Source organism: Nonlabens sp., assembly GCF_039941875.1.
Taxonomy (GTDB): Bacteria; Bacteroidota; Bacteroidia; order Flavobacteriales; family Flavobacteriaceae; genus Nonlabens.
The window spans coordinates 1-22,920 of record NZ_JBDVDQ010000007.1; the positions used below are offsets into that span (position 1 = coordinate 1).

Below are 22,920 nucleotides of genomic sequence, written 5' to 3' on the forward strand. Positions count from 1 at the left end.
GCTTTAAACCATAGTTCGTGCCAGTTATTTGTGGCAGCATTGCTTGTGATGTACAAAACTATTAGACTCAAAGCATTTCACACCTTTGGCTGTTCAGGCCAATTAGTAGTTTGGGAGTCTTAAAATTGTTAATTTGTTTAGTCTTTTGATAGCTTTATAGTTTTCATGGCTATGGAGTAGAGTAATTTTAGTTCGCATTAGGAACAAATTAAAATTTTATAGCGTAGAACTACGGCCGCAGGTAATTGGCCTGAACGTGTTTGTGTATGGTTAGTTGCGTGGTTAAGCAACTAAGTTAGCAAACTTTAACGAACCTGTGAATATTCCGCAGGAATATTCGCAAGTAGAGAAGAACCTAGCAATTAATTATACACGGTGTTGTGGTGCGTTTTTATTTTTGTTTCCATTTTTTAAATCCGACTGCATCATCTCTAATTTCTTTTTGCCATTTTCTGCCATATTTTTCAGTTAGATAGTCGAATATTTTCCAATTATATTTTTCCATACAGATTTCTGAAGGTTGAACACAACCATAGTCATAAAACGAAACATTAAATTTTTTCTCAAAATCAATATCAGTCAGGATATGCACAGGTGCAATTCCTCCAGCAAGTAATAAAATCGGTTGTCCATTTTTAATATCAGATTCGGCAAATTCGACAGCTTTATTACAATCAGCATCCTCACTAAAAATCAGATTGCCGATATTCCTAAATTTTTCTCTATTAGAATCCGATTCTTGGCTGAAAGAATAAAAACTAAACCCAATTAGAATAAAAGTCAGTAGTTTTTTCATATTTTTTTAAATAAAAATTCTCCAAATTCTAAAAAATGAAATAATTGTTGCTAGAATTGAAATTAACATTGCAATTGAAACTAATATTCGATTCTCTTTTTTTCTCAAGTAGTTGGCTGATATTATAAATCCAATCAAAGATAAAATTCCCAAATAATATATGTAACTAAATTTCAGTTCAGATAACCCAAATAACGCTCTAGTTTTTCCAGTCGATTGCATATAATCTTGATAAGTATTTATGTTCACTTTTACAGCGAAAATCAAGCATATAAAACTCACGGATATTATTAAGTAAATTATCTTTTTTCTATCCATAAATTTTATTCTGTAATAGTAATTTGGTGTGTTTCGGGATTTTTCTCAAATGCACCACAACTGTTATATATAAGCAATTTACTAAAAAACCATTAACTAACCCTACCATATGGGGTGTATATAAGAACTTTTTTGTGAAATTCTATGTATTGCGGTTTTAGGTGTATATAAGAACTTTTATGACTTTGTGGTATATTGCTGTTTTAGGTGTATATGAGAACTTTTTTAGAATTTGAACAATTGTTAACCATTAAAAGATATAGCAATAACACTATACAAACCTATATAGGTTTATTAATACCGTTTCATAAAAAGATAGGTGTTCATACCGATCTTAATGATTTGAGCGACACTCAAATTCTTAATTATTTTATGGATACGGTGCGCAATAATAAGTACGCGGCTAGTTCTCAAAAACAGCTGTCTAGTGCTATACGGTTATATTTTAAAGAGATGTATAGAAGAGAGGTAGATTTTACTAATCTTGCAGCACTACCAGCACAACGATCGTTACCAGTTATTTTATCAAAGAGTGAGGTTAGGGCTATACTCAAAGCACTGAGTAACAAAAAACATGTGGCCATGCTCACTACTATTTATGCACTAGGTTTAAGGAGTGGCGAGCTTTTACATCTTAAATTAATGGATATGGATGGTGAGCGCAATCAGATTTTTATAAGAAATGCAAAGGGAAATAAGGACCGCGTGGTGCCTTTTCCTAATTCTTTAAAGGTGTATTTGCGCACTTATATAAAAGTCTATAAGCCTAAGGAATATCTTTTTGAGGGTACTACTGGTGGTGTGTATAGTCCAGCGAGTTTGCGTGCGGTATTTAATAAGGCAAAATCTGGCGCTGGTATCAAGAAACCAGTTACTTTGCATGGTTTAAGGCATGCCTATGCCACGCATCTTATGGATGCTGGTACTGATGTGAGAATTATTAAGGAGTTGCTAGGTCACAATGACATTAAGACCACGCTTATTTACACGCACGTGACGCAGGTAACGCTAGAGAATATACCTAGTCCTCTGGATTTACTTTAATCTTAGAATAGGTGTTGTTTAGGTTCCGCTTTCGCGAAAGCGGAAACCCTATCCAACTTTTTTCATTTATCCCAGTACTTCATTTAAAAGAGCGGCTAGACGCACACCTCCTTTTTGTAACTGTCCACGTAATTTATTAAAATAGGCGTACATGTAACGGTAGCTTAGTTTTTCTCCTACTTCTGTATGTGCATAGATGTCTTTTACCAGCATGCGGCTGTCTTCTAGCCACTCTCTATGGGTACCGCTGCCCATAATTTTGCGTTCTTTTTTAGTTAATTGTGGCATGTTAGTAGCCAGTTCTGTATAAGACATGCCGTAGCTTTCTATCATTTGAGAATCCCAAACGCGGTGCAGGTTAGACCCATCTCTAAACCAGCGTACCTGAAAATCGTTACCACCTTTATCTTCACTTATACCGGTGTGTAGCGGCTGGTGCAGGTCGCCTATAAAATGTACGAGCATGCGCAGTTGAAATGCTTTTTCTTCTCTACTAGCCGTTTTTGATTTGAGCGTTGCGATACAGGTGTCTATGGCTTTTATAATATCACCACGTTCACTTTTTTCATGACTGTCATAGTCTGCCTCAAAGGGTATGTTTACATAGTGTTGTGGACCGTATTTTCTATAAAGGGTATCGCTCTTTATATCGTCTGCATAGGTAGAAACCAGTGCTAGAGACTCTCCATCTAGTAATTTTGAAATCGCTTTTCTAGCTTTTTTATTAAGGTACTGTTGTGCGATAGCGCCTGTGGTACGGTGGCCTGTTTTTCCCCAGTCGTCTGCCAGTGCAGGTGCGGTGGTACATAGAACTACTAGAATAAATAATAAATGACGCATTTTTCTTTTTTTTAATGGGGACAAAGGTAACTAGCAGGTCTAGTTTTAAGGTTATGTGGGCGTTAAAATTAAAGGTCTTTTAAGTTTTAATTTTTAGGTTTTTTCTTTTTTGTGGGTTAAAACACAAGTCCAGCATTTTATATAATTCTGGGTGTTTTCTTTTCATTAATTTGGGTCTAGAAAAGAAGTACTCTGCAGTAACGGCAAAGAACTCTGCCTGGTTAGTTGCCCCATAAGATCTTATGTCAGACTCATCGCGGTCTATGGCGTCCATTTCTTTGTGCATGAGGTTGATCCACGGCAGTATATAAGATTTATCTAGAAATGCCTCTGGTATACCGTTAGTCTCTCCATCTATTTTATCTACTAGGTGGACAAATTCATGGATGCCTGTGTTGTGTTTATCGGTATCGTTTTTAAAACCGTGGTGCAGGGCTGTTCTAGAGAGTATCATTTGTTTTTCAAAACGGCCTGTACCTACCAGCCCACCTATCATGCGGTCTGGATGGTCGTCTCCATAACCTAGGTCTTCATTAAAATTATCTGGATAGATTATAACGCCTGTAAGGTTGTTATAACTCCATTCTTTAAATTTAAATACCGGTATAACAGCACTGGCTGCGACTAGAATTTTATCGAGTTCTTCTATCTCAAAACCTACGGCGTCTACATAGGTTTCTTCTAGAAAAGCTACCATGCGCTGTCTAAATATTTTTTGATCTTGTGCATTAAGTTGCTCATAAAAAGAAACATGCTTTTCTAGTGCAGCGTGCCATGATGGATGGTCCTTTTTTCTTTGCGGTGTTGATTCTTTAAAGACTAAAAAATACAGTACAACTGCGGCTATTAAAGGTATGATAAGGTAAAGCATGTAGGTAATTATGGTTAGTAATGTAATATGGTAATCGAGGTGTAAAGTAAACTTAAATAGATCAAAGAAAGCGGCTACTTATACACTTTTATATATAGTTTCATAAAATGTGTGGCGGTAGCTATCGGCTTACGGTTTTATAAATGACACTAAGTAATGTGTGGATAACAGTTGGGTGGCTGATAATAACAATTGGGTTATTTTGGTTTTGGCTTTTTGTTTTCTGTTCTCATTTTTGTGGTGTTCTAAGGGAATAAATTACTTTTAGAATTCTAAAACAGATTCATGACTTTTAAAAGGTTCATAAAATTTATAATAGCGAGTATCCTTATCTCCATAGGGCTTAACCTTATTAATGCCTACATGCGTGGTAATTTTTTAACCTGGGAAAGAGAGTTAGAGGGTTTTGGTATTAACTTTTTGTTTGCTACGGTTTTAAGTATCGGTAACCAGTGGTGGTTTGAGGTGATGACCAAAAAGTTTTCATGGCAAGAAAATATTGTAAAACGTGTCGTGTACGGTGCTATAGGTTCTGTACTACTTACGTTCTTATTACTGGTGTTGCTCAACGGTATTACCTATATGTTTATTTATGGTGCTAGTTGGGATTATTTCTTAGAAAAGCAAAGGCTTAGTTGGTACCTATTCGGTATGATTATAACGCTGGTAATGACGCTTATTTATCACGCGATATATTTTTATAAACTGTCGCAAGCACAAAAGGTAAATGAGCAAAAGATAATCGCAAGAAGTGCCACAGCACAATTTGACGCGTTAAAGAATCAGCTAGATCCACATTTTTTATTCAATAGTTTAAATGTACTGGTTTCTCTAATAGAAGAAAACCCTAAAGCGGCTACAAAGTTTACGACCTCTTTATCCAAGGTATATAGGTATGTGTTAGAACAACGCAATAAAGAACTGGTCTCTGTAGAAGAAGAGCTGGCATTTGCCCGTACTTATGTAGGGTTGCTCAAAACTAGATTTGAAGATAGTATCACGATAGATATTCCAGATCATGGATCGAGTACAGACGCTATGGTCGTGCCACTATCACTGCAACTGCTTATAGAAAATGCTGTAAAACACAATATAGTAAGCGATAGTAAACCGCTGCACCTTAAGATTTACGAAAAGGATAACTTGCTGGTAATAGAAAATAACTTGCAAAAAAAGCAAGTGATTAAAAAGAGCACCGGTGTAGGACTGCAAAATATAGCGAGTAGATATGGACTGCTCACAGATCATAAAATGACCATAGAAGAGACCAGTTCTTCTTTTATAGTCAGCCTGCCTATCCTCACACAAGAAACCATACATATGAAGACTCTAGCATTAACAACGGAAAATTTAGAAGATAAAAAACTAGTCGAGGCAAAAACGAAAGTCGCTGCCATAAAAGACCTTTATGATAGCGCGCTCAAGATGATTTTAATAATCGCTTTTCTAGCTGTAGTTAATGCGTTTACAGGTGGTTTTCCTTGGGTTATATTTCCTGCTATAGGTATGAGTATAGGATTGTTTTTTCAGTACCAGCGCACCTATGATAAGAGTTTAATTTTAGGTAAAAAGTGGGAAGAAGAAAAGATCAATAGTTTAATGAACGATAAAAACTTTTAAGAGATGAAAAAAGAAGAAACCTACCAAGAGAGATATACCAGAGCAAAGGCTCGAGTAGAAGAGATAAAAGCATTTTACAGTCATTTAACGGTCTACATTATTGTTAATATAGGTATCGCAGGTTTAAATTATTACCAGAATGGTTGGAATCCAGCATGGTTTTTATTTCCGCTAGGTGGTTGGGGTATAGGTGTGATAGGGCACGCGATAGGCACCTTCGGTAGTAATCCGTTTACGAGTAAAAGTTGGGAAGAACGCAAGATTCAAGAATTTATGGATAAGGAACGCTCATAATACCATTGCTCACCCTATTATACCTAACCAGCCATTAACGCACCATTTACCTTCCATCACATGAATACATTTAAAGCCATAATAATAGAAGATGAAAAACCAGCAGCACGACGTCTACACCGCATGCTCGTAGAAATAGGAGTAGAGCCAGAGGTTATGCTACACTCTGTACAGGAGTCTGTAGAATACCTGCTCAATAATGAGGCGCCAGATCTTATATTTCTAGACATACAGTTAAGTGATGGACTCTCTTTTGAAATTTTTGACCAGGTAGACATTCATAGTGCGATTATTTTTACTACGGCTTATGATGAGTATGCCTTGCAGGCTTTTAAATTAAATAGCATCGACTATCTATTAAAACCTATCGATCAAGAAGAGTTAGAAAAGGCAGTAGATCAATTTAGGTTACGCTTTCGCGAAAGCGAGAACAACAACAATAAAGCTGCGACTATCAATTTTGAGGACATCGCAAAATTACTAGGCAACCCTATAGAGCGCAACTATAAAAAACGATACACAGCAAAGGTAGGCGAGCACCTAAAACTGTTTCATACCGACGATGTGAAACTGTTCTATTCTGAAAATAAAGGCACCTACCTGCATCTAGAAAATGGGCGCAACTATTTAATAGACTCAAAGTTAGAATCTCTAGTGGAAGAACTGGACCCAGAGCAGTTTTATAGAGTCTCTAGACAGGCTATAGTAAATATAAACGCCATAGATGACATGATTTCTTATACTAATTCTAGAATACAAATTAAAATAAATTCTTTTAAAGAAATGGACTTAATAGTTAGTAGAGAGCGTGTTAAGGATTTTAAAAGCTGGTTAGAACGATAGTTTAAACGTTCAAACATATTATTTATCAGGGCATTGGCAAGGTTTTAACACTCTGGTTAAAACCGCACCTTTCTTTCTATCGTATGTAATGGTATAAATTAATAAAACCATTTTAAGATGAAAAAAATTGCCCTTTGGTCCACTCTTGCGATCGTAGCTATCGCTGGTACATTAATCGCGGCTGACCACCTTGATGCTCCTAACGTTGCTATGCAACCATCAGACATCGCAGATTTTTATGCTTTTGAAGGAGAAGATGCTAACTCTACCACATTTATAGTAACCTTACCAGCAGCAAGCGCAGCATCAAATTTTGATGAAAACGTGATGATCGAGATCAATATCGATAACACTGGTGCAGACGTACCTGGTGCTTTTCCAGCATCTGTAGGTGTAAGTGAAGACCTAGTAATACAGGCATTGAGACAGGGCGACCGCATGTACTTTTTTGGTCCTTATGCGCCTAGTTCTACTACTATAAGTAGTTCTATCGATGTAAATGAAGCTATAGGTAGTGTTGCTATAGGTTCTACAGGAGAAACATTAACTGGTGGTGTACGTGCATATGCAGGACAACGTCAGGATGCATTTTTCTTTGATTTCCAACAGTTTAATACTGTAATAGGTACAGCACCGGCAGAAGGTTTTGGTACAACAGGTACTAACGCTTTTACAAGTGCAAACGTAAATGCTATCGTATTAGAAGTTCCTAATGCTCTTTTAGGTACGGCACCTACACACCTTGCAGACCAGTTCCGTGCAGGATTAGGCGCGCCAGTTTATGGTTTACCTAACTCTTACAACGTATGGGTAGAAACTAAAAGAAGAAACTAGTAGAAGTACAAGCAAAGTTTAAATTTAAAAGACAATACAATGAAAATATTCAAATATATAATGGCAGTAGCAGTGATGGCTACTATTACAGTAAGTTGTGATAATGATGACGACGTGACTGGTGGAGAGATCGCAACAACAGACTTCTCAGGTACTTTTACTACTCAAGATCAAATGGGTAGACCTGGTATTAACACGGTACTATCTGCAACAGATGCAGACGAGAACAGTTTTAACATCACTACTCCAGCAGGGCAAATCGCTGCTTTTTCTGGACCATTTAACGATAGATTACAGGCGTATTATGATGCGTATGGTGCATCATTTGAAAACAACATTCTAGGATTAGACCAGGCGCAAACTACTGCGGTGCTTTCTCTAGATGTTCTTCAAGTATCTCCAGAGGCTCCTACTTCTTATTTTACAGATACGAGCAGTTTCTTAACGGGCCGTACTTTAGAAGATGACGTGATAGATGTATCTTTAATCGTACTTTTTGGTGGTAATACTGGAGCACGTTTTGATGGTAATAACGGTACTCCTAACCTTGTGTCTGATAATGTAGCACTAGAAGGTGGCGTTAGTACAAGTACATTCCCATATTTAACAGCAGCTCAGTTTTAATTAATTGATTCTATTGATAGAATGCCGATTTTCTGTCAGAAGAAAATCGGCATTTTTAATACCTATACTTATGAAATTACTTTATACCTTTTTAATACTTCTAGTAGTTACTTCTTGTAAAAATGAGACAGCAACTATCTCTTCCTCTTCCACGACAGCACCTAGTGTTGTCACCTCTACAGCAGACTACGATTCTTATCTAGATCTGGATGATTCTAACTATATCGCTGCATTGCGTGCAGACATAGACAGTTTAGAATCTCTAGTAGCTGTAAATGGTACTGGTGTACTAGATTTAGGTAGACTAGCCTCAAAATTAAACGAGCTGTACGATCTTAAAGCAAACGTAAAAGATTTAAACAGAGCCGTAGAAATGCGTGAGGCTGTAGTAGCAAATATGTATGTAAATCCTGCTAGTTCTAAAAGAGCTCTTGCACAATCTTATATTAAACAACACCGCTTTAAAAAAGCAGATAGTTTAATGAAGTCCTTTGCGACAGGAAAATTATCTGCAGAGAGTCAGATGGTTTATTTTGATATTGCGATGGAACTAGGCGATTATACTCGTGCTAGAAAAATGCTCGATTCTTTAACGAGTAGTAACGATTATAATTACTTGATAAGAGCGGCAAAATGGAACGATCATAAAGGAGACTTGAGCGCCACGATTAGACTTATGGAAACTGCCAAAGATCTTGCTGATAAAAGTGGTAGTCCTGCTTTACAATTGTGGAGTAATTCTAACATAGCAGACTATTATGGACATGATGGGCAGATTCAAAATTCTTATGACCATTATTTAAAGACCTTAAAACAAGATCCAAGTAATACTTATGCTTTAAAAGGTATCGCGTGGATCGTTTATTCTCATGAAAAAAATCCTGAAGAAGCCCTGCGCATTTTAAATAAAATTAAAGAACGCCATCCACTACCAGATTATGATCTAGCCATCGCCGAAATAAAAGAATATCAAAACGATGCAGATAGTGTAGCAAAATTAAAGAACGCATTTCTTACAGAAGTGGCAAACCCTGCTTATGGAGCGATGTACAACACTTATAAAATCGAACAATTGTTAAGTGGTGACGCATCACAGAAGAAAGAAGCGCTGGTTATAGCGTCTAATGAGATTAAAAATAGATCTACACCAGAGACTCAAAGTCTACTAAGCTATGCCATGCTTAAAAATGGAAATAAGGAACACGCGCTCAAAAATCAAGAGATGTACGTGATCGATAAAACCTTTGAACCTGTTGCACAGCTACATTCTTTAGAGATTTTAATGGATAATGGTAAGAATAAAGAAGCGTTAACCTATACGAGTGATTTATCTGGTGCGGCTTATGAATTAGGTCCAGTTACTACGAAACATTATTTTGAATTAATTTCAAAAATTTAAAACCAAGTTGTTGATATCTACGTATATATAAATGTTAAGTATAAAGAAAAACAATTTGTTTTAGCAGAATTACAGTTTTTTTTTGGTTGGTTAGTTTTGGTGCCTGGTTCTGGAAAGAGTCAGGCACCTTTTTTTGTGGGCTATTTGATAGCTTTCTTCCAAGAAATAATCATGGATGTAAGTATATCGCTTTTATGATGTAGTGGAGTAGTAGGTTTATAATTATTTGATTTATATGTGAGTAAAGTTATTGTAGAGTCCGCTTTCGCGAAAGCGAGACCAGCATAATTAAATAGGACAATTAAATTTCTTTGGTTTCTATTCAAAACGTAACGCAATTATTAAATGGAGTAGATGGTTCTGCAATCAATGGATGTCCATTAACCAAGCGTTAGATTTACTTATGGATTATGTATTCCAATAAGTATTAAATTCAGCATCTGTATTTAAGATACTTAATACTTTTGCTTTACGGTGATTAAATAAGGTGTGCTATCATAGAGACATATTTTCGAAGCTAAGTATAGAGCAAAAAAAATGCGCAACCGACTGGTTGCGCATTTCATATTTTAAAAGAAGTTTGTTATTAATTAATAACTCCTAGGGTATAAAGTTGTTCTAAGTTAGGTCCTGCTGCACCGCCATATTCTTCTAGTGTGATACCAAAAGCCTCTGTCGCGTTTGCATTTTCTATTCTTATTAAATCGTTGCTGTTTTCTACCACACCTAGACTAGTAGGAGTTAATGGATTTAAGGTTAATGACCATAATTGATAAGATTTACCTTCTGGAGCCGGTGGTAAGCCTGCAACATCTATATAGGTAACGTTTTCTACAGCGTTATGAAATGCCGTTGCATAGGTGTTTTCAAATCCTTTTTGTCCAGCTAGATCTACTCTACGTGTATTTTTATCTTTTATAAAAGCAAGCGCTTCTTGATAGTCGTTACTTATCTCTTTAGTTTGCTCCATTTCTGTAGATAAGAAATCTTTTTCTTGCTCTATAGTAACTACCTGATTTTCTAAAGTAGTATTAGTTTCTTGTAGATTTGCATTATTCATGTATAAATAACCACTACCTATAAGAAGTGCCACTGCAGCAGCCCATCCCATGTAATTGCTCCAGGAAGAACCAGTAGTGGTAGCATCATTTTTATGCTCTCCAATAATGGCTTGTAATTTATCAAATAGTGCGACCTCGTTAGTAGTAGGAGCGAGGCCTTTGGCAAGTTTTATATAGGTTTCTTCAATTTGTTGCACTTCAAGTTGAAGAGGTATGTTATCCTTTATTTGTTGTGTGATCTCAATGGAACGTTCTAAGTCCAATACTCCACAAACGTAGAGTTCTAAATCGCCGCTATTTATTAATTCTTGAGTATCCATTAGTTTAATATCATGTTTCTTAATGCCATCATACATTTTCTATGTCTGGTTTTCAAGGTTCCAGAAGGCATTTCTAATTCTTTTGCACCATCTTGAAATGTAAATCCTTTAAAGAATATTACATCAATGATTTTAATACACATAGGCTCTAATTTTTCTACCCATTTTTTCAAATAAATAGCATTAGTCGCTGTATCTAGATCATCACTGGTCTCTAATATATCTACGAAATTATCTGTGCTTAGGTTTTTTAAACCATCCTTATGCCTCTTAGATCTTAAATAATCTATGGAAGCATTGCGAGATATATTTAAAGCCCAAGTAAAAAACCTACCTTGTTTAACATCGTAAGAATCAGAATTTTTCCAAATTTTGATAAAAACATCTTGTAATATCTCTTCAGATACGTCTCTATCTTTAACTATATTGTAAATAACTCCATGTAAAGCCTCTTGATATCGATCATAAACACGTGTAAATGCTGTTTGATCACCGCTTTTCATTCTGGCAATAAGTAAATCTGGTTGTGCGCTCATTAATTAATGATTAGTGGATAAAGATGCAAAAAAAAGCCTGACTATAAGAATAGTCAGGCGTTAAAGTTTAATGAGGTGTTAGTATTTATTGACACCACAAGCTTTTTGATTTTTTCAAACAGTCACTTAAGGCTTATAAATTCATAGAATAAGGGATTTATAATTCTTTAAGTGAACAGCTTTATTCTGAAAGTGTTATCGTTCTAGAAACTTTGTTAAAAGGTCCTTCTATGTAATTACCGTCAGCATCTATAAGTTCTAACTCTATAGTTACTTCTCCCATAGGTAAACCTGTTAATACATAAGGAGACCACTCATTTATCATAAACTCCTTACCATTTATAGTTGCTTTAACTTTAGAACCGCTTTCAGACAATTCGGTATTTAAAACAAAAAAGTCTAATAAAATATTTTTTGCATCTTTACCAGTATAAGTTCCTTTAGGTCTGCTATATATAAGAGTAGGTTCTTCCATTTGTAGCCCTTGCTCATCAACTGCATCTTTTCCTACGGTAAGCTTTCTAACTACTACCGAATTATCATTTTTAACTGATTCATGATATGATCTACTTAAAAAAGCTACTAAATGGTGTACACCATCAGGAATTTCTTTAGTAAAACTAGAATCATAATGAGCCGAGTATGGCTCGTTGTTAAGTATAAAATGGATATGCTGTCCTTTATCAGAATTGGCAAGTTTTTCAGTATTACTACTATTGGTTATTTCACTTAAATTATAATTCTCAACTTGAAAGTCAAAATCAACATCACCACTTGTTAAATTGTCCGTATTTTGTGGCTCATTTAACTTAAGTATAGCATCAGAATATGCTGGTGAATTTTCTAATTTTTCTAATTGGATACTAGTTTCTACCTCATTAGTAGTTTCTATCTCGGTACTAGTTTCATCAGTTAATGTGTCTGTTTCTTTATTTTCTTTACAAGATGTAACACCTAGTGTTAAAGTAAGGGCGATAATTCCTATTGCAATTTTTTTCATAACTTGGTTATTTTAGATTACTTAGTTTATTTAAAAGTAAGAAGTTATAAATAGTTTTTTCATAAGAGTTTCTCAAATTTCATAGGATTGTGATTTCCTATTTTTAAATTTTCCATGACATTTAATGCTAGATCTACTTTTTTTTGAGATCCATTTGCGTTGTAAATCATAAAAATAATATTGCGTTGTTTACCAGGTAAAAGACTTTCAAAAATCTCATAAGCTTCATAATCACTTAATAGAACGGCTTCTAGCTCTTCTGTCATAGGAGCTTGATATTTGCTCGTATCTTCCTGCATGATCACATTTAAAGCATCTCCATGAGTAACAGCTAGTTTTTTCTGGTTTGCTTTTGAAAACATGAGGTATACAGAGCCGTGTTTTTTAACTACACCTGCATATAAAGTAAGTTGGTTCTCACCACTACTTATTTGTGCCACCACACGTTTAATTTTATCCAGAGCTAGCTGTCCTGCAATATCTTCAGGTATAGGCAGCGCACCCATGAAACCTTCTGTATTAAGATAGGTGCCATATTCAAATACCATTAACTCATCAATTTAGTAACCACTTGCGTTTCTGAATGCAGCGTTTTATGCACCGGGCATTTATCTGCTATTTGTAAAATTCGTTTCAACTTTTTCTCGTCTAGATCGCCGGTAATTTTAATTTCTCTTGTAAATGTGTCTATTTCTACACCATCTAGATTACCGTTTACAGGAAATTGTTTGTCATAATTCACATGGCATTGTACGTTATCTACTTTCCATTCTTTGCGACGGGCATACATTTGTATAGTCATAACTGTGCAAGCGGCTAGACCACTAGAAAGTAAGTCAAAAGGAGTTGGGCCGAAGTTGTTACCACCTACACTTTCTGGCTCGTCTGCGGTAAAGTAATGATTACCAGCTTTCATTTGAGTAGTAAAAATGTCTTCATGATTAAGGCTAGCGGCAACGTTATCCTTAGAGTTTAGTACCTCTTCTTTAGGCTCTTCTATATATCTAGAAGCCCATTTTGCGATCACTTCACCTATATATTTAGAATCAGTTTTATTCATTAATAAATGGTCTGCACCATCTAGACTTATAAAACTTTTAGGATGTACGGCAGCATGGTACAATTTTTCGGCATGTTTTATACCTACCGTATCATCTTGTGGAGAATGTGCAATAAGAATAGGTTTTCTCAACGCTTTTAATGTATTGGTCACATGTTGCTCGTTGATATCCTTTAAAAATTGTTCTTTAATTTTAAAAGGTCTACCGCTCAATTGTACGGTAGCTTCTCCATTTTCTGTAATGGCATTAATTTGATCCCCAAAAAGATGACTCACATGTTTAGTATCACTAGGTGCGCCTATAGTTGCTACAGCTTTTATGGAGTTCGCTTTCGCGGAAGCGAATATAACAGCAGCACCACCTAAACTATGACCTATTAATAGAGAAGGAGCTTTATAGTTAGTCTCTAGGAAGTCTATCGCAGCAAGAAGATCGTCCACATTTCCAGAAAAATTAGTGTCCGCAAAATCACCGTCAGAATCTCCTAAACCTGTGAAGTCAAAACGTAAAACACCATAACCGGCAGTGGTTAATGCTCTAGAAATATTCTTAGTAGCGCTGAAGTTTTTACTGCAAGTAAAACAATGTGCAAAAACAGCATAATTATGAGGATGGCGATTTGCAGGTAATTCTAACCTACCACTTAATTCATATCCTTGTGCGTTTTTAAAATTTATCTTTTCAAAGTTCATGATCCTGATTTTCTATAAAAATAATACCTTTTTATCACAGCAATATTGCATTAACTAATTATTGTAATAGTTACAGTCATTCTTTTTAGATTCTATACTTTTACAGCTTATCTATTTATTATGAAAAATCTATATCTTTTACTAGTTTTAACATTGGTGTCTTGTATGAATACCACGTCGGATAAAACACCAGAAGAACAACAAAAAGACGAGCTTACTACGTTTTACTTTATACGTCATGCAGAAAAAGCTACAGATCAAGGTAGTGATCCAGAGCTTACTGAAGCTGGAGAAAATAGAGCAAGTCAGTGGGTAAATTATTTCTTTTTAAAAGATGTAGATCACGTAATATCGTCAAACTTTAAAAGGACAAGAGAGACCGCAACACCTCTGGCTAAATCTAAGAAACTACCAGTAGAAATTTACGATGTTAGAAAAGAAGATGGAGTTTCATTATTAGAAACCTATAGAGGTAAAACGGTTGCTTTATACGGTCATAGTAATACGATAAATGCTTATGCTAACGCTTTGCAAAAAGACAGTATTTATGATGAACTGGAAGAATCAGATTATAATCATTTCTTCATTGTGCGTGTCGATAAGGATGGCAATTCAAATGCTACCAAAGAGTCCATGGATTTCATGGAATAAGTACACGTATTAAACCTTTACCCTTAACAGTATCAAGTACCTTTTTTATACCCTATGAAAATATTAAGTTGGAATGTAAATCGACATGATGGTGATTTAGAACATCAATCAAATGCAACACGCAAAGAACTTATTCTTGAGCATGATGCAGACATAGTAATACTTACTAATACAAGGCTTAAATTTCATTTAGGAGATTCTTATAAGAGAATTTATACTACTGAGATGCCGCTAAGACATGACGGTATTGATTATAAACCAGGTGAGAATCGAGTAGCGGTATTTACTAAACTACCTTTTAAGAATAAAGTAAAAACCTATGATGAATATTCTAGTGTGTGTCAAATGCTAGAAACACCTCTAGGTAATCTGAATGTTTATGGTACTATAATCGGTGCTCAAAAAGATCTTTTTGAATCTGACTTTGTAGAACAAAAAGATGATCTAGAACGCATACAAGGAGCTATATGTTATGCAGGAGATTTTAATATGTCTTTTGTAGAACCATTTTTACCTAGTGAGCATACAATTAATGAAATGAACAGTTTTATGGATACTCAAAAAATGGCTGTCCTTACTGCCGATTTTGAAAACTTAAAGAATCACGTAGCCATAAGTAAGTCTTTCTTAAAAGGAAATACGACACAAGTAGACCTTTTTGAAGTACCTAAAGAAATCTCTGAAGAAATCTCTGAAGAAGAAATAATCGTAGTAGAAATCAAAGAAAAAGAGATTAAAAAGCAAGCTAATAATCCTTTACATGGTATTAAACTAGCTTATATGCTAGAAAAACTAGTAGATCACTACGGTTGGGACGAGTTAGGAGACCGTATAAGAATCAACTCTTTTAACACCAATCCAGGAATAAAATCTAGCCTTAAGTTTTTACGTAAAACAGACTGGGCAAGGAAAAAAGTAGAAGACATGTATTTGCGCACTTTTGTAGATTAGGTGGTTCGTCTTTTAATTTTAGTGTCTGTCAGTAATTTACTCAGTTGAAAGTTCAAAAAATATCTAAGGATTTGACATGCCAACTATTTGCGTTGGCATCGTCTAAATCAACTCTCGATATATGTAATGAAATTAGTATCTAGGTTTATCGATTTTAATCAAACATGCCAAGACAAATACTTGGCATGTTGATTTTGAATAATTTTATCATTCTAATAATACATAATGAATCCTGTTGTATTATTTCAATCTTGTCGATCTAGTAAGATTTGACATATCAACTATTAGTGTTGGCATCGTCTAAATCAATTCTCGATTTATGTAATGAAATTAATATCTAGCTTTATCGATTTTAATCAAACATGCCAAGACAAATACTTGGCATGTTGATTTTGAATAATTTTGTCATTCTAAAATACATGAAGAATCCTGTTGTATTATTTCAACCTTGTTGATCTAGTAAGATTTGATTTGCCAACTATTAGTGTTGGCATCGTCTAAATCAATTCTCGATTTATGTAATGAAATTAGTATTTAGCTTTATCTATTTTAATCAAATATAAGGTAAGAAAAAAAGTAGAAGACATGTATTTGCGCACGTTTGTAGATTAGGCAGTTCATCTTTTAGTTTTTGAGTCTGTGAGTAATTTATTAGTTGAATAGTTCAAAGACATTTTAGGATTTGACATGCCAAGTATTTGTGTTGGCATCATCTAAATCAACTCTCGATATTTGTAATGAAATTAATATCTAGCTTTATCGATTTTAATCAAACATGCCAAGACAAATACTTGGCATGTTGATTTTGAATAATTTTATCATTCTAAAATACATTAAGAATCCTGTTGTATTATTTCAATCTTGTTGATCTAGTAAGATTTGATTTGCCAACTATTAGTGTTGGCATCGTCTAAATCAACTCTCGATATTTGTAAAGAAATTAGTATCTAGCTTTATCTATTTAATCAAACATGCCAAGACAAATACTTGGCATGTTGATTTTGAATAATTTTATCAATCTAAAATATATAATGAATGCTTTTAAATACAGCATAAAAAAATAGGCAGAAATTATTCTGCCTATTTTAAAAATATAAATTTTCTCAGGAACTCAAAGATTACTCCTCAAACATATCTACAGTAACGAGTTTCATTTCTGTTACATATGCTTTCCACTCAGTATTTAAAAAGTTTTGAGCTTCTGTATTCACTTCTTTAGCAAGAGTTTCTGCTTGATTGTACAGTTGCTTCTCTGTCGCGGTTTGTGCTCCCTGACGGCTTCTTATATAGCCAGATGCACTTCTTACACGATTTAAGACAGTAACCTCTGGATTGCGAGTGATTCCCTGTCTCTTGTCAGGAGTACCGAAGTATTTATTCTGTAGTTTTTCTATTTGTTTCACTATAGAATCGGTAGTTTTTATTTGTTCTTTAAAAGCTTTTTTATCTTGAGATTTTAAAAGTTTTTTAAAGCTATCTGCTGTTTTTTTATTTTTAGAAAGCTGACTAGTTACTATCTCTATATCACTCATCAATTCTTGTAATTGATCTTGTGCTGCTCGCATTTCTTTACGATTAGCTAATGTAAATTCATCAATACGTGGATCTTCTTTTACCTCGATCATGGTCTCGCTAGTTATACCTCCATAATGCAATACGGCTTTATAGGTACCAGGTAAAACACTGTTACCGCTAGGTTCTCTTTTTGATTCACTTACGCGGCGAGATGGAGATTTTGCACCTTTCTCGTCCAGTCTCCAGGACCAGTTATGGATTCCTTTTTCTTTAGGAACTTTACGATTTAATGTTCTAATTAACTCTTCTCCTTTATAGATTTTAAGGAATAAAGAATCTGTTTTTGTGGTGTCAGACTTTGCTTTTAAATCTTTATCAAAGAAGTATTTAAACTGCCCGATAGGTCGGCTTCTGTTCTCTCCACGAAACATAGCATCTGCGCCAAATCTACTACCTGTAGGTTGCTGGTAACGCGCAAAGTATGCCGTAGGAGGCTCGTATAATGCGATAGGTTGTGTTGGTCTCGCTTTCGCGAAAGCGATAAAAGGAGCAAGATTATCTAGAACCCATGCAGCTCTACCGAAGGTACCTATGATTAAATCGTCCTCACGTGGGTGAATTACTAGATCTTTTACAGAAACAGTAGGAAAACCGTTAGTATACTTAGTCCAATTATCACCAGCATCTATACTTACATAAAGACCGTCGTCAGTACCTAAAAAGAGTAGGTTGTTCTCTTCTGGATGCTCGATAATACAAAGTGCATAACTAATCACGTCATCTTTATCTACAATGCGAGTCCAGCTTTTACCATAGTTAGTGGTGCGGTAGGCATAAGGCTCAAAGTTAAACCTGCGGTAATCATTAGCAACGAGTAGGGCATGGCCTTTTTTAGTTTGAGAGGCTTTAATCTGTGTAATCCAGCTGCCTTTAGGAAGACCTCGTAAACCACTAGTTATGTTATCCCAACTATCGCCACCGTTTTTAGTAATGTGAACAAGACCATCGTCAGAGGCAGCATATAAGACATCTTTTTCTACTGCACTCGGTTCTATAACAAGAATGGTAGTGTGATTTTCTGCACCTGTTGCATCCATAGTTAAACCACCAGATTCTGATTGTTTTTGTTTCTCAGGGTCGTTAGTGGTTAGGTCTGGAGATATTACCTTCCATGTAAGTCCTTTATCTGTAGACTTATGTACAAACTGACTACCAAAATACAGGGTAGAATTATCAAATGGATCGATGTTAATAGCACTGTTCCAGTTGAAACGCAACTTAACACTAGTGTCTGGATGAGTAGGTTTTACACTATAATTATTACCAGTTTGCCAGTCATAACGCTGTACAGATCCTTGCTGGCTCATAGAATAACCATAACGGCTGTTATCAGGATCTGGAACGACATCAAAACCATCTCCAAAACTGATCTCTTGCCAGTAACTGTTTCTTATAGATTGTGCTCTCCAGGAGTAAGCAGGACCGCGCCAGCTACCATTATCTTGCATACCGCCGTATACATTATAAGGAGTTTCCATATCTACATTAATGTGATAGAATTGTGCAACAGGTAGGTTACCTATAAAACGCCATGTTTTTCCACGATCGCGAGTAATGTTTAAACCACCATCATTACCATCTATCATAAATTTACCATTCTTAGGGTGAATGTACCACGCGTGGTGATCTGGATGCACGCCATTATCAACACCATATGCTGGCATTAATTGAGTAAAGTTTTTACCTCCATCTTCTGAAACGTTGATATAAGTGAATACAGAATACAAGCGGTTCTCATTTTGAGAATCTACATAAATTTCAGAATAGTAAAAGGGACGGTTACCTATGTCGCTTTTATTGTTGATCATTTTCCAATTGAAACCACCATCGGTAGATTTGTATAGTGCATTTTTCTTTGCTTCTACTAGAGCGTATACTACACTAGGATCGCTAGGAGCAATGGCAATACCTATTCTACCTAACTCACCTTTAGGAAGACCTTCTTCACTAGTTATTTTTTTCCAGTTTTCACCACCATCATGAGTGATGTACATTCCAGAACCTTCACCACCAGATTTAAAAAACCATGGATCGCGCTTGTGTTCCCACATAGCAGCAATCAGTTTATTAGGATTAGTAGGATCCATAACAAGGTCTGCAGCACCAGATTTATCATTTGTGTACAATACTTTTTTCCATGTTTTACCACCATCTGTAGTTTTAAAAACACCACGTTCTGGATGCACGCCCCATGGAGAACCTATAGCTGCTGCATAAACGACATCAGGATTTGTAGGATCTATTATTACACGATGAATATTACGTGTTTTTTCAAGTCCCATTAATGTCCAGCTGTGACCGCCATCTAGAGATTTATAAATACCAGCACCACCGTTTAATGAATTACGTGGGTTACCTTCTCCAGTTCCTACCCATATAACACTAGGGTTAGACTGTTGTACGGCAACTGCACCTACAGATGCAGTAGCTTCATTTTCAAAAATAGGTTTCCATGTTATACCGCCATTTTGAGAATTCCATAATCCACCACTGGCAGTTCCTGCAAAGATGTTTTCTGGATTTTCATGAACCACATCTATAGAGGTTACACGTCCCGACATACCTCCTGGGCCTATGTTTCTCGGTTCTAGGTTTTTTACTAGATCTAAATCTAGTTTCTGGGCAAATGCTTGAATGGATAGTAAGCACAATGCGAGCAGTAAAATACGTTTCATATTGTTTTTTTGTTGAGAGCTTAAAGGTAAAACCTAAATATGGAACCTTGAAGAATTTATGAGATTGTTAAGATTATCAAAACCTATACCTTATCAAATAAATTAAATATTCCAATCATTATTCCCCATGCTAGACCATTAACTCCCAAAACTAATCCTAGTATAGAACTTATTCTTTCTAAAATAGTAAGACCTTCTTTGATTCGTATTTTAAGAAACTGACTATCCGTAGGTTTACTGAATAAATTCTTAATTAATAATTGTGATTGATAAGACTTGACATCTGTTATATGTTCCATTTTTAAGGTGTAGGTACCTGGTCGATTAATTTTAAAGCTCCAATACTCAACACCATAAACACCATTAGATCTAGTGACTATGTTAGGGAAACTTACTTTAAGCGGTATAGATTCATTAGTTTGAGGATGAAACAAACTTATAGTAGCGCTGCCTATTTTAATATGTTTGCATCCTATAAAGGATATTTTATAAAACCCTGCTGTGTTAAAAAGAATATCATGGGTTTGAGTATCTAGTGCAAACTCTGCAATTTGCTTGCATCTAAAAGCTTTGATAAAAACTTTAATCGAATAGTATAGCAGTAAAATGCTTATTAATCCTATTCCTGAAAAAAGTAGTTGTGTATTGCTCAATTAATCAGTTTTATAGTTTGTGAATCTATATGTAATCTCGCTTTCGCGAAAGCGGAATTACTATAAAATTATTTTGAAGGATCAAAAATCTTAGGAGGTTTGATTTCTTCCTTAGATAGTAATAAGGTGATAGGTTTTCTTTTTGAATTCTTACGAAGAAAACCCTCATTACTATTTCTAAGTCGTCTTAAGTTTAAAATGCCAGAATACTCCTTTTCTAAGGTAAGCAGCTTCCCATCTGGATATATTATAAGATCCACCCCATTCATACCAGATGTGACAGTGGGAATTCCTTTTCTTATGGCGTCTTTAGTATCGTATACACAGCCTTCAGGTGTATAAAGAGAACCGGCCTGTGCCATCCATACTAATTTTATAGAGTCATACTTATCTACCTTATCTTGTAATTGTTCACGGCTTTGGTTTTCATTATAAAAGTCTTCGTAATCATTAGTATACAAATGAAAATCTAAAATTATCGTATCATTTCGTTTAATGGTTTGCCCAGTTAATTCAGTGAAGTATTGAGCATAAGTATTTCTTAATACGGTATCTATTTTTGATTCTCTTTGATCTTCATGAATGACTTTAAATAGTTGGCCTTCATTAAGATTTACATATTCGATTCTACTTATAGGTTTTGAAAACGTAGATAAATCTATTTTCTTTAAGTTTTTATCTACTGTAACTAAACTGTCTGGGCTATTATCTGTGTTAACTCTTAAATACTTTTTGGTATTGATAACCGTATAATTCTGGATGAAATCTATAGGCTCCGTAAAAGTGTTTTCTTCTGAAATCCATAAAAAGGATGGTGTCGCAATGTTAGAATTAAAATAAGTGAGTTGAAAAAAAAGTAAATCGTCGTTATAAATTCCTGGTAGTTCAATTCCGTTACCGTTAGGTGCAGACACGATAAGTGTATTACCTAGATTTTTTTTAATGCTTTTAAAGATTATGGAGTTTTGAGAGGTGTACCAGTGTTTTGAAAACAATATTTCATCTCGTACTAAAGTTGCTTCTTCTATAGATGGATAATATAAAACGAGTAACGGTGTTTCTGTATCAAAATTATTACCAGTGATTTGATTTATTGATACGATTTCATCTTTGGCATTTAAGATATTTACAGGTTTTCTTTTAAGAAACAATTCATTAATCTCTCGATCGTAGGAAGAGATAGCCATCAAACTATCTCTTCCTTTTCTTTTTAATTTCCTGAACTCGTTTTTAGTAATTTCAACACCATTTTGATTAAGATACAAATTTTGGCTAGTTGCTATTGCTGTTAGAAATACTATGGTGAGAAATACTATTTTTTTCATGACTATGATAGAATTGAAATTTTAAAATTAAAAGAAATTTTACTTCTTAGCCTTTTCTTGATGATCCATTATTTTCTCCCATGCTTTTTTAGTTAGAATTAATAAAGTTTCTTTTTCTAGGTCTAGAATAGATACATATTTTTTACTCACTACGATATGTTTATTTATACCAGTATAGTCTTTATAAAGTAATAGTGTGCACACATCAGTTACATCTATAAAATCTGACACTATGTGAGAGTGAAAAGAAGATTCTACGTTCTCATTTTCAGTATAATTAAAGGTAAGAATGCTTTTGTGTAATTTTTTACGATCCTTAATTTTATTTTTCTTATTGAATGTAATTTCATAGTCATTACCTATCAACATCTTAGATTCATTGCTACCAGAAATCACATATACTTTTTTCTTTCCTTCAAATATGATAGGTATTAAATTAGGATTTACCTTTTCATAGAAAGAATAGAATCCTTTTTTATTATTTACCATATCCTCAAATGCCGTTTTTCTCATTTCTAAGAGATCAGCTTCTAGGTCGGTTATTTGTAAATTTTCTGTATCGACAAAAAGACGTTCTGGAGAAGGAATACCTTTAAATAAATATCTCGCGAGAATTGTGTTCTTATCTTCTCCATAGAATATAGAGACAAGGTCATTATCTTTATTTACATAAGAAAAATAGCCTCTAATTAAGTTTTTCTTATCGGGATAAGTAGCGAGAAAATGATCTGTAGCGTGCCAAGATGCTTGCTCCATTACCAGTAACTCCTTTGCTTCTTTTAAAATAGCATCTGCTTTTTCTTGCAAATTTTGGGAGCAAACAGAAAGACTAATAAATAAAAAACTAAGGCTTAGAAAATATTTCATGAACTTAAATTTAGAATAATATGTGTTGGTATTCCGCTTTCGCGAAAGCGGGAAGACACAATTCATTAAT

General features: G+C 34.8%; 22 protein-coding genes. 9 read left to right on the forward strand and 13 right to left on the reverse strand.

The window, feature by feature from the left end; translation table 11 throughout:
• Positions 1-391: 391 nt before the first annotated feature.
• Positions 392-796 carry a hypothetical protein gene (locus tag ABJF08_RS04700; RefSeq protein WP_348114911.1) on the reverse strand — a complete coding sequence of 135 codons (405 nt, stop codon included), beginning with the start codon at positions 794-796 and terminating at the stop codon, positions 392-394.
• 531 nt (positions 797-1,327) lie between these two features.
• Between ABJF08_RS04700 and ABJF08_RS04705 the strand changes: the two genes are divergently transcribed.
• Positions 1,328-2,158, forward strand: coding sequence for a tyrosine-type recombinase/integrase (locus tag ABJF08_RS04705; protein ID WP_348114912.1), 831 nt, complete (start codon positions 1,328-1,330; stop codon positions 2,156-2,158).
• A 66-nt stretch (positions 2,159-2,224) separates the two neighbouring features.
• On the opposite strand, the gene ABJF08_RS04710 is transcribed toward ABJF08_RS04705, so the two are convergent.
• Complete coding sequence (locus ABJF08_RS04710; protein WP_348114913.1) at positions 2,225-2,998, reverse strand: S1/P1 nuclease; 774 nt, start codon at positions 2,996-2,998, stop codon at positions 2,225-2,227.
• Positions 2,999-3,077: 79 nt separating this feature from the next.
• Positions 3,078-3,869, reverse strand: a complete 792-nt coding sequence (locus ABJF08_RS04715; protein ID WP_348114915.1) for a M90 family metallopeptidase — start codon at positions 3,867-3,869, stop codon at positions 3,078-3,080.
• Between the two features lie 285 nt (positions 3,870-4,154).
• Between ABJF08_RS04715 and ABJF08_RS04720 the strand changes: the two genes are divergently transcribed.
• The 6 genes from ABJF08_RS04720 to ABJF08_RS04745 all read left to right on the forward strand — a co-directional run bounded on the left by ABJF08_RS04720 (position 4,155) and on the right by ABJF08_RS04745 (position 9,483).
• A complete protein-coding gene (locus ABJF08_RS04720) occupies positions 4,155-5,489 on the forward strand; it encodes a histidine kinase (protein ID WP_348114916.1) in 1,335 nt (444 codons plus the stop codon).
• 3 nt (positions 5,490-5,492) lie between these two features.
• Positions 5,493-5,783, forward strand: coding sequence for a 2TM domain-containing protein (locus ABJF08_RS04725; RefSeq protein ID WP_348114917.1), 291 nt, complete (start codon positions 5,493-5,495; stop codon positions 5,781-5,783).
• A gap of 60 nt (positions 5,784-5,843) precedes the next feature.
• The gene (locus tag ABJF08_RS04730) at positions 5,844-6,626 is read left to right on the forward strand and encodes a LytTR family DNA-binding domain-containing protein (RefSeq protein WP_348114918.1); all 783 of its coding nucleotides are present in this window, start codon (positions 5,844-5,846) and stop codon (positions 6,624-6,626) included.
• Between the two features lie 117 nt (positions 6,627-6,743).
• Positions 6,744-7,460, forward strand: a complete 717-nt coding sequence (locus tag ABJF08_RS04735; RefSeq protein WP_348114919.1) for a DUF4331 family protein — start codon at positions 6,744-6,746, stop codon at positions 7,458-7,460.
• Between the two features lie 39 nt (positions 7,461-7,499).
• A complete protein-coding gene (locus tag ABJF08_RS04740; RefSeq protein WP_348114920.1) occupies positions 7,500-8,084 on the forward strand; it encodes a DUF4331 family protein in 585 nt (194 codons plus the stop codon).
• Positions 8,085-8,154: 70 nt separating this feature from the next.
• On the forward strand, positions 8,155-9,483 hold the full coding sequence (locus ABJF08_RS04745) for a hypothetical protein (protein WP_348114921.1): 1,329 nt from the start codon (positions 8,155-8,157) through the stop codon (positions 9,481-9,483).
• A 140-nt stretch (positions 9,484-9,623) separates the two neighbouring features.
• Here the strand turns inward: ABJF08_RS04745 and ABJF08_RS04750 are convergent, their stop codons facing one another.
• The 6 genes from ABJF08_RS04750 to ABJF08_RS04775 all read right to left on the reverse strand — a co-directional run bounded on the left by ABJF08_RS04750 (position 9,624) and on the right by ABJF08_RS04775 (position 14,153).
• On the reverse strand, positions 9,624-9,809 hold the full coding sequence (locus ABJF08_RS04750) for a hypothetical protein (RefSeq protein ID WP_348114922.1): 186 nt from the start codon (positions 9,807-9,809) through the stop codon (positions 9,624-9,626).
• A gap of 260 nt (positions 9,810-10,069) precedes the next feature.
• Positions 10,070-10,864 (reverse strand): anti-sigma factor, encoded by a 795-nt coding sequence (locus tag ABJF08_RS04755; protein ID WP_348114923.1) that lies wholly within the window; start codon positions 10,862-10,864, stop codon positions 10,070-10,072.
• Positions 10,864-11,400, reverse strand: coding sequence for a sigma-70 family RNA polymerase sigma factor (locus tag ABJF08_RS04760; protein ID WP_348114924.1), 537 nt, complete (start codon positions 11,398-11,400; stop codon positions 10,864-10,866). Before ABJF08_RS04760 ends, ABJF08_RS04755 begins: the two co-directional genes overlap by 1 nt.
• A 181-nt stretch (positions 11,401-11,581) precedes the next feature.
• Positions 11,582-12,400: a hypothetical protein gene (locus ABJF08_RS04765; RefSeq protein ID WP_348114925.1), complete on the reverse strand. Its 819-nt coding sequence runs from the start codon at positions 12,398-12,400 to the stop codon at positions 11,582-11,584.
• 59 nt (positions 12,401-12,459) lie between these two features.
• Positions 12,460-12,948, reverse strand: coding sequence for a YdeI/OmpD-associated family protein (locus ABJF08_RS04770; protein ID WP_348114926.1), 489 nt, complete (start codon positions 12,946-12,948; stop codon positions 12,460-12,462).
• Positions 12,948-14,153 (reverse strand): bifunctional alpha/beta hydrolase/OsmC family protein, encoded by a 1,206-nt coding sequence (locus ABJF08_RS04775; protein WP_348114927.1) that lies wholly within the window; start codon positions 14,151-14,153, stop codon positions 12,948-12,950. Before ABJF08_RS04775 ends, ABJF08_RS04770 begins: the two co-directional genes overlap by 1 nt.
• 120 nt (positions 14,154-14,273) lie before the next feature.
• Here ABJF08_RS04775 and ABJF08_RS04780 point away from each other — a divergent pair, with 120 nt between their 5' ends.
• A complete protein-coding gene (locus ABJF08_RS04780; protein ID WP_348114928.1) occupies positions 14,274-14,804 on the forward strand; it encodes a phosphoglycerate mutase family protein in 531 nt (176 codons plus the stop codon).
• Between the two features lie 732 nt (positions 14,805-15,536).
• Positions 15,537-15,755 (forward strand): VF530 family protein, encoded by a 219-nt coding sequence (locus ABJF08_RS04785; protein WP_348115018.1) that lies wholly within the window; start codon positions 15,537-15,539, stop codon positions 15,753-15,755.
• Positions 15,756-16,873: 1,118 nt separating this feature from the next.
• Here the strand turns inward: ABJF08_RS04785 and ABJF08_RS04790 are convergent.
• The 4 genes from ABJF08_RS04790 to ABJF08_RS04805 all read right to left on the reverse strand — a co-directional run bounded on the left by ABJF08_RS04790 (position 16,874) and on the right by ABJF08_RS04805 (position 22,850).
• On the reverse strand, positions 16,874-20,005 hold the full coding sequence (locus ABJF08_RS04790; protein ID WP_348114929.1) for a hypothetical protein: 3,132 nt from the start codon (positions 20,003-20,005) through the stop codon (positions 16,874-16,876).
• A gap of 83 nt (positions 20,006-20,088) precedes the next feature.
• Positions 20,089-20,658 (reverse strand): hypothetical protein, encoded by a 570-nt coding sequence (locus tag ABJF08_RS04795; RefSeq protein ID WP_348114930.1) that lies wholly within the window; start codon positions 20,656-20,658, stop codon positions 20,089-20,091.
• Between the two features lie 68 nt (positions 20,659-20,726).
• Positions 20,727-21,983 (reverse strand): hypothetical protein, encoded by a 1,257-nt coding sequence (locus ABJF08_RS04800; RefSeq protein WP_348114931.1) that lies wholly within the window; start codon positions 21,981-21,983, stop codon positions 20,727-20,729.
• A gap of 39 nt (positions 21,984-22,022) precedes the next feature.
• Entirely contained in the window at positions 22,023-22,850 is an 828-nt protein-coding gene (locus tag ABJF08_RS04805; protein WP_348114932.1) for a hypothetical protein, read from the reverse strand.
• Positions 22,851-22,920 lie beyond the last annotated feature (70 nt).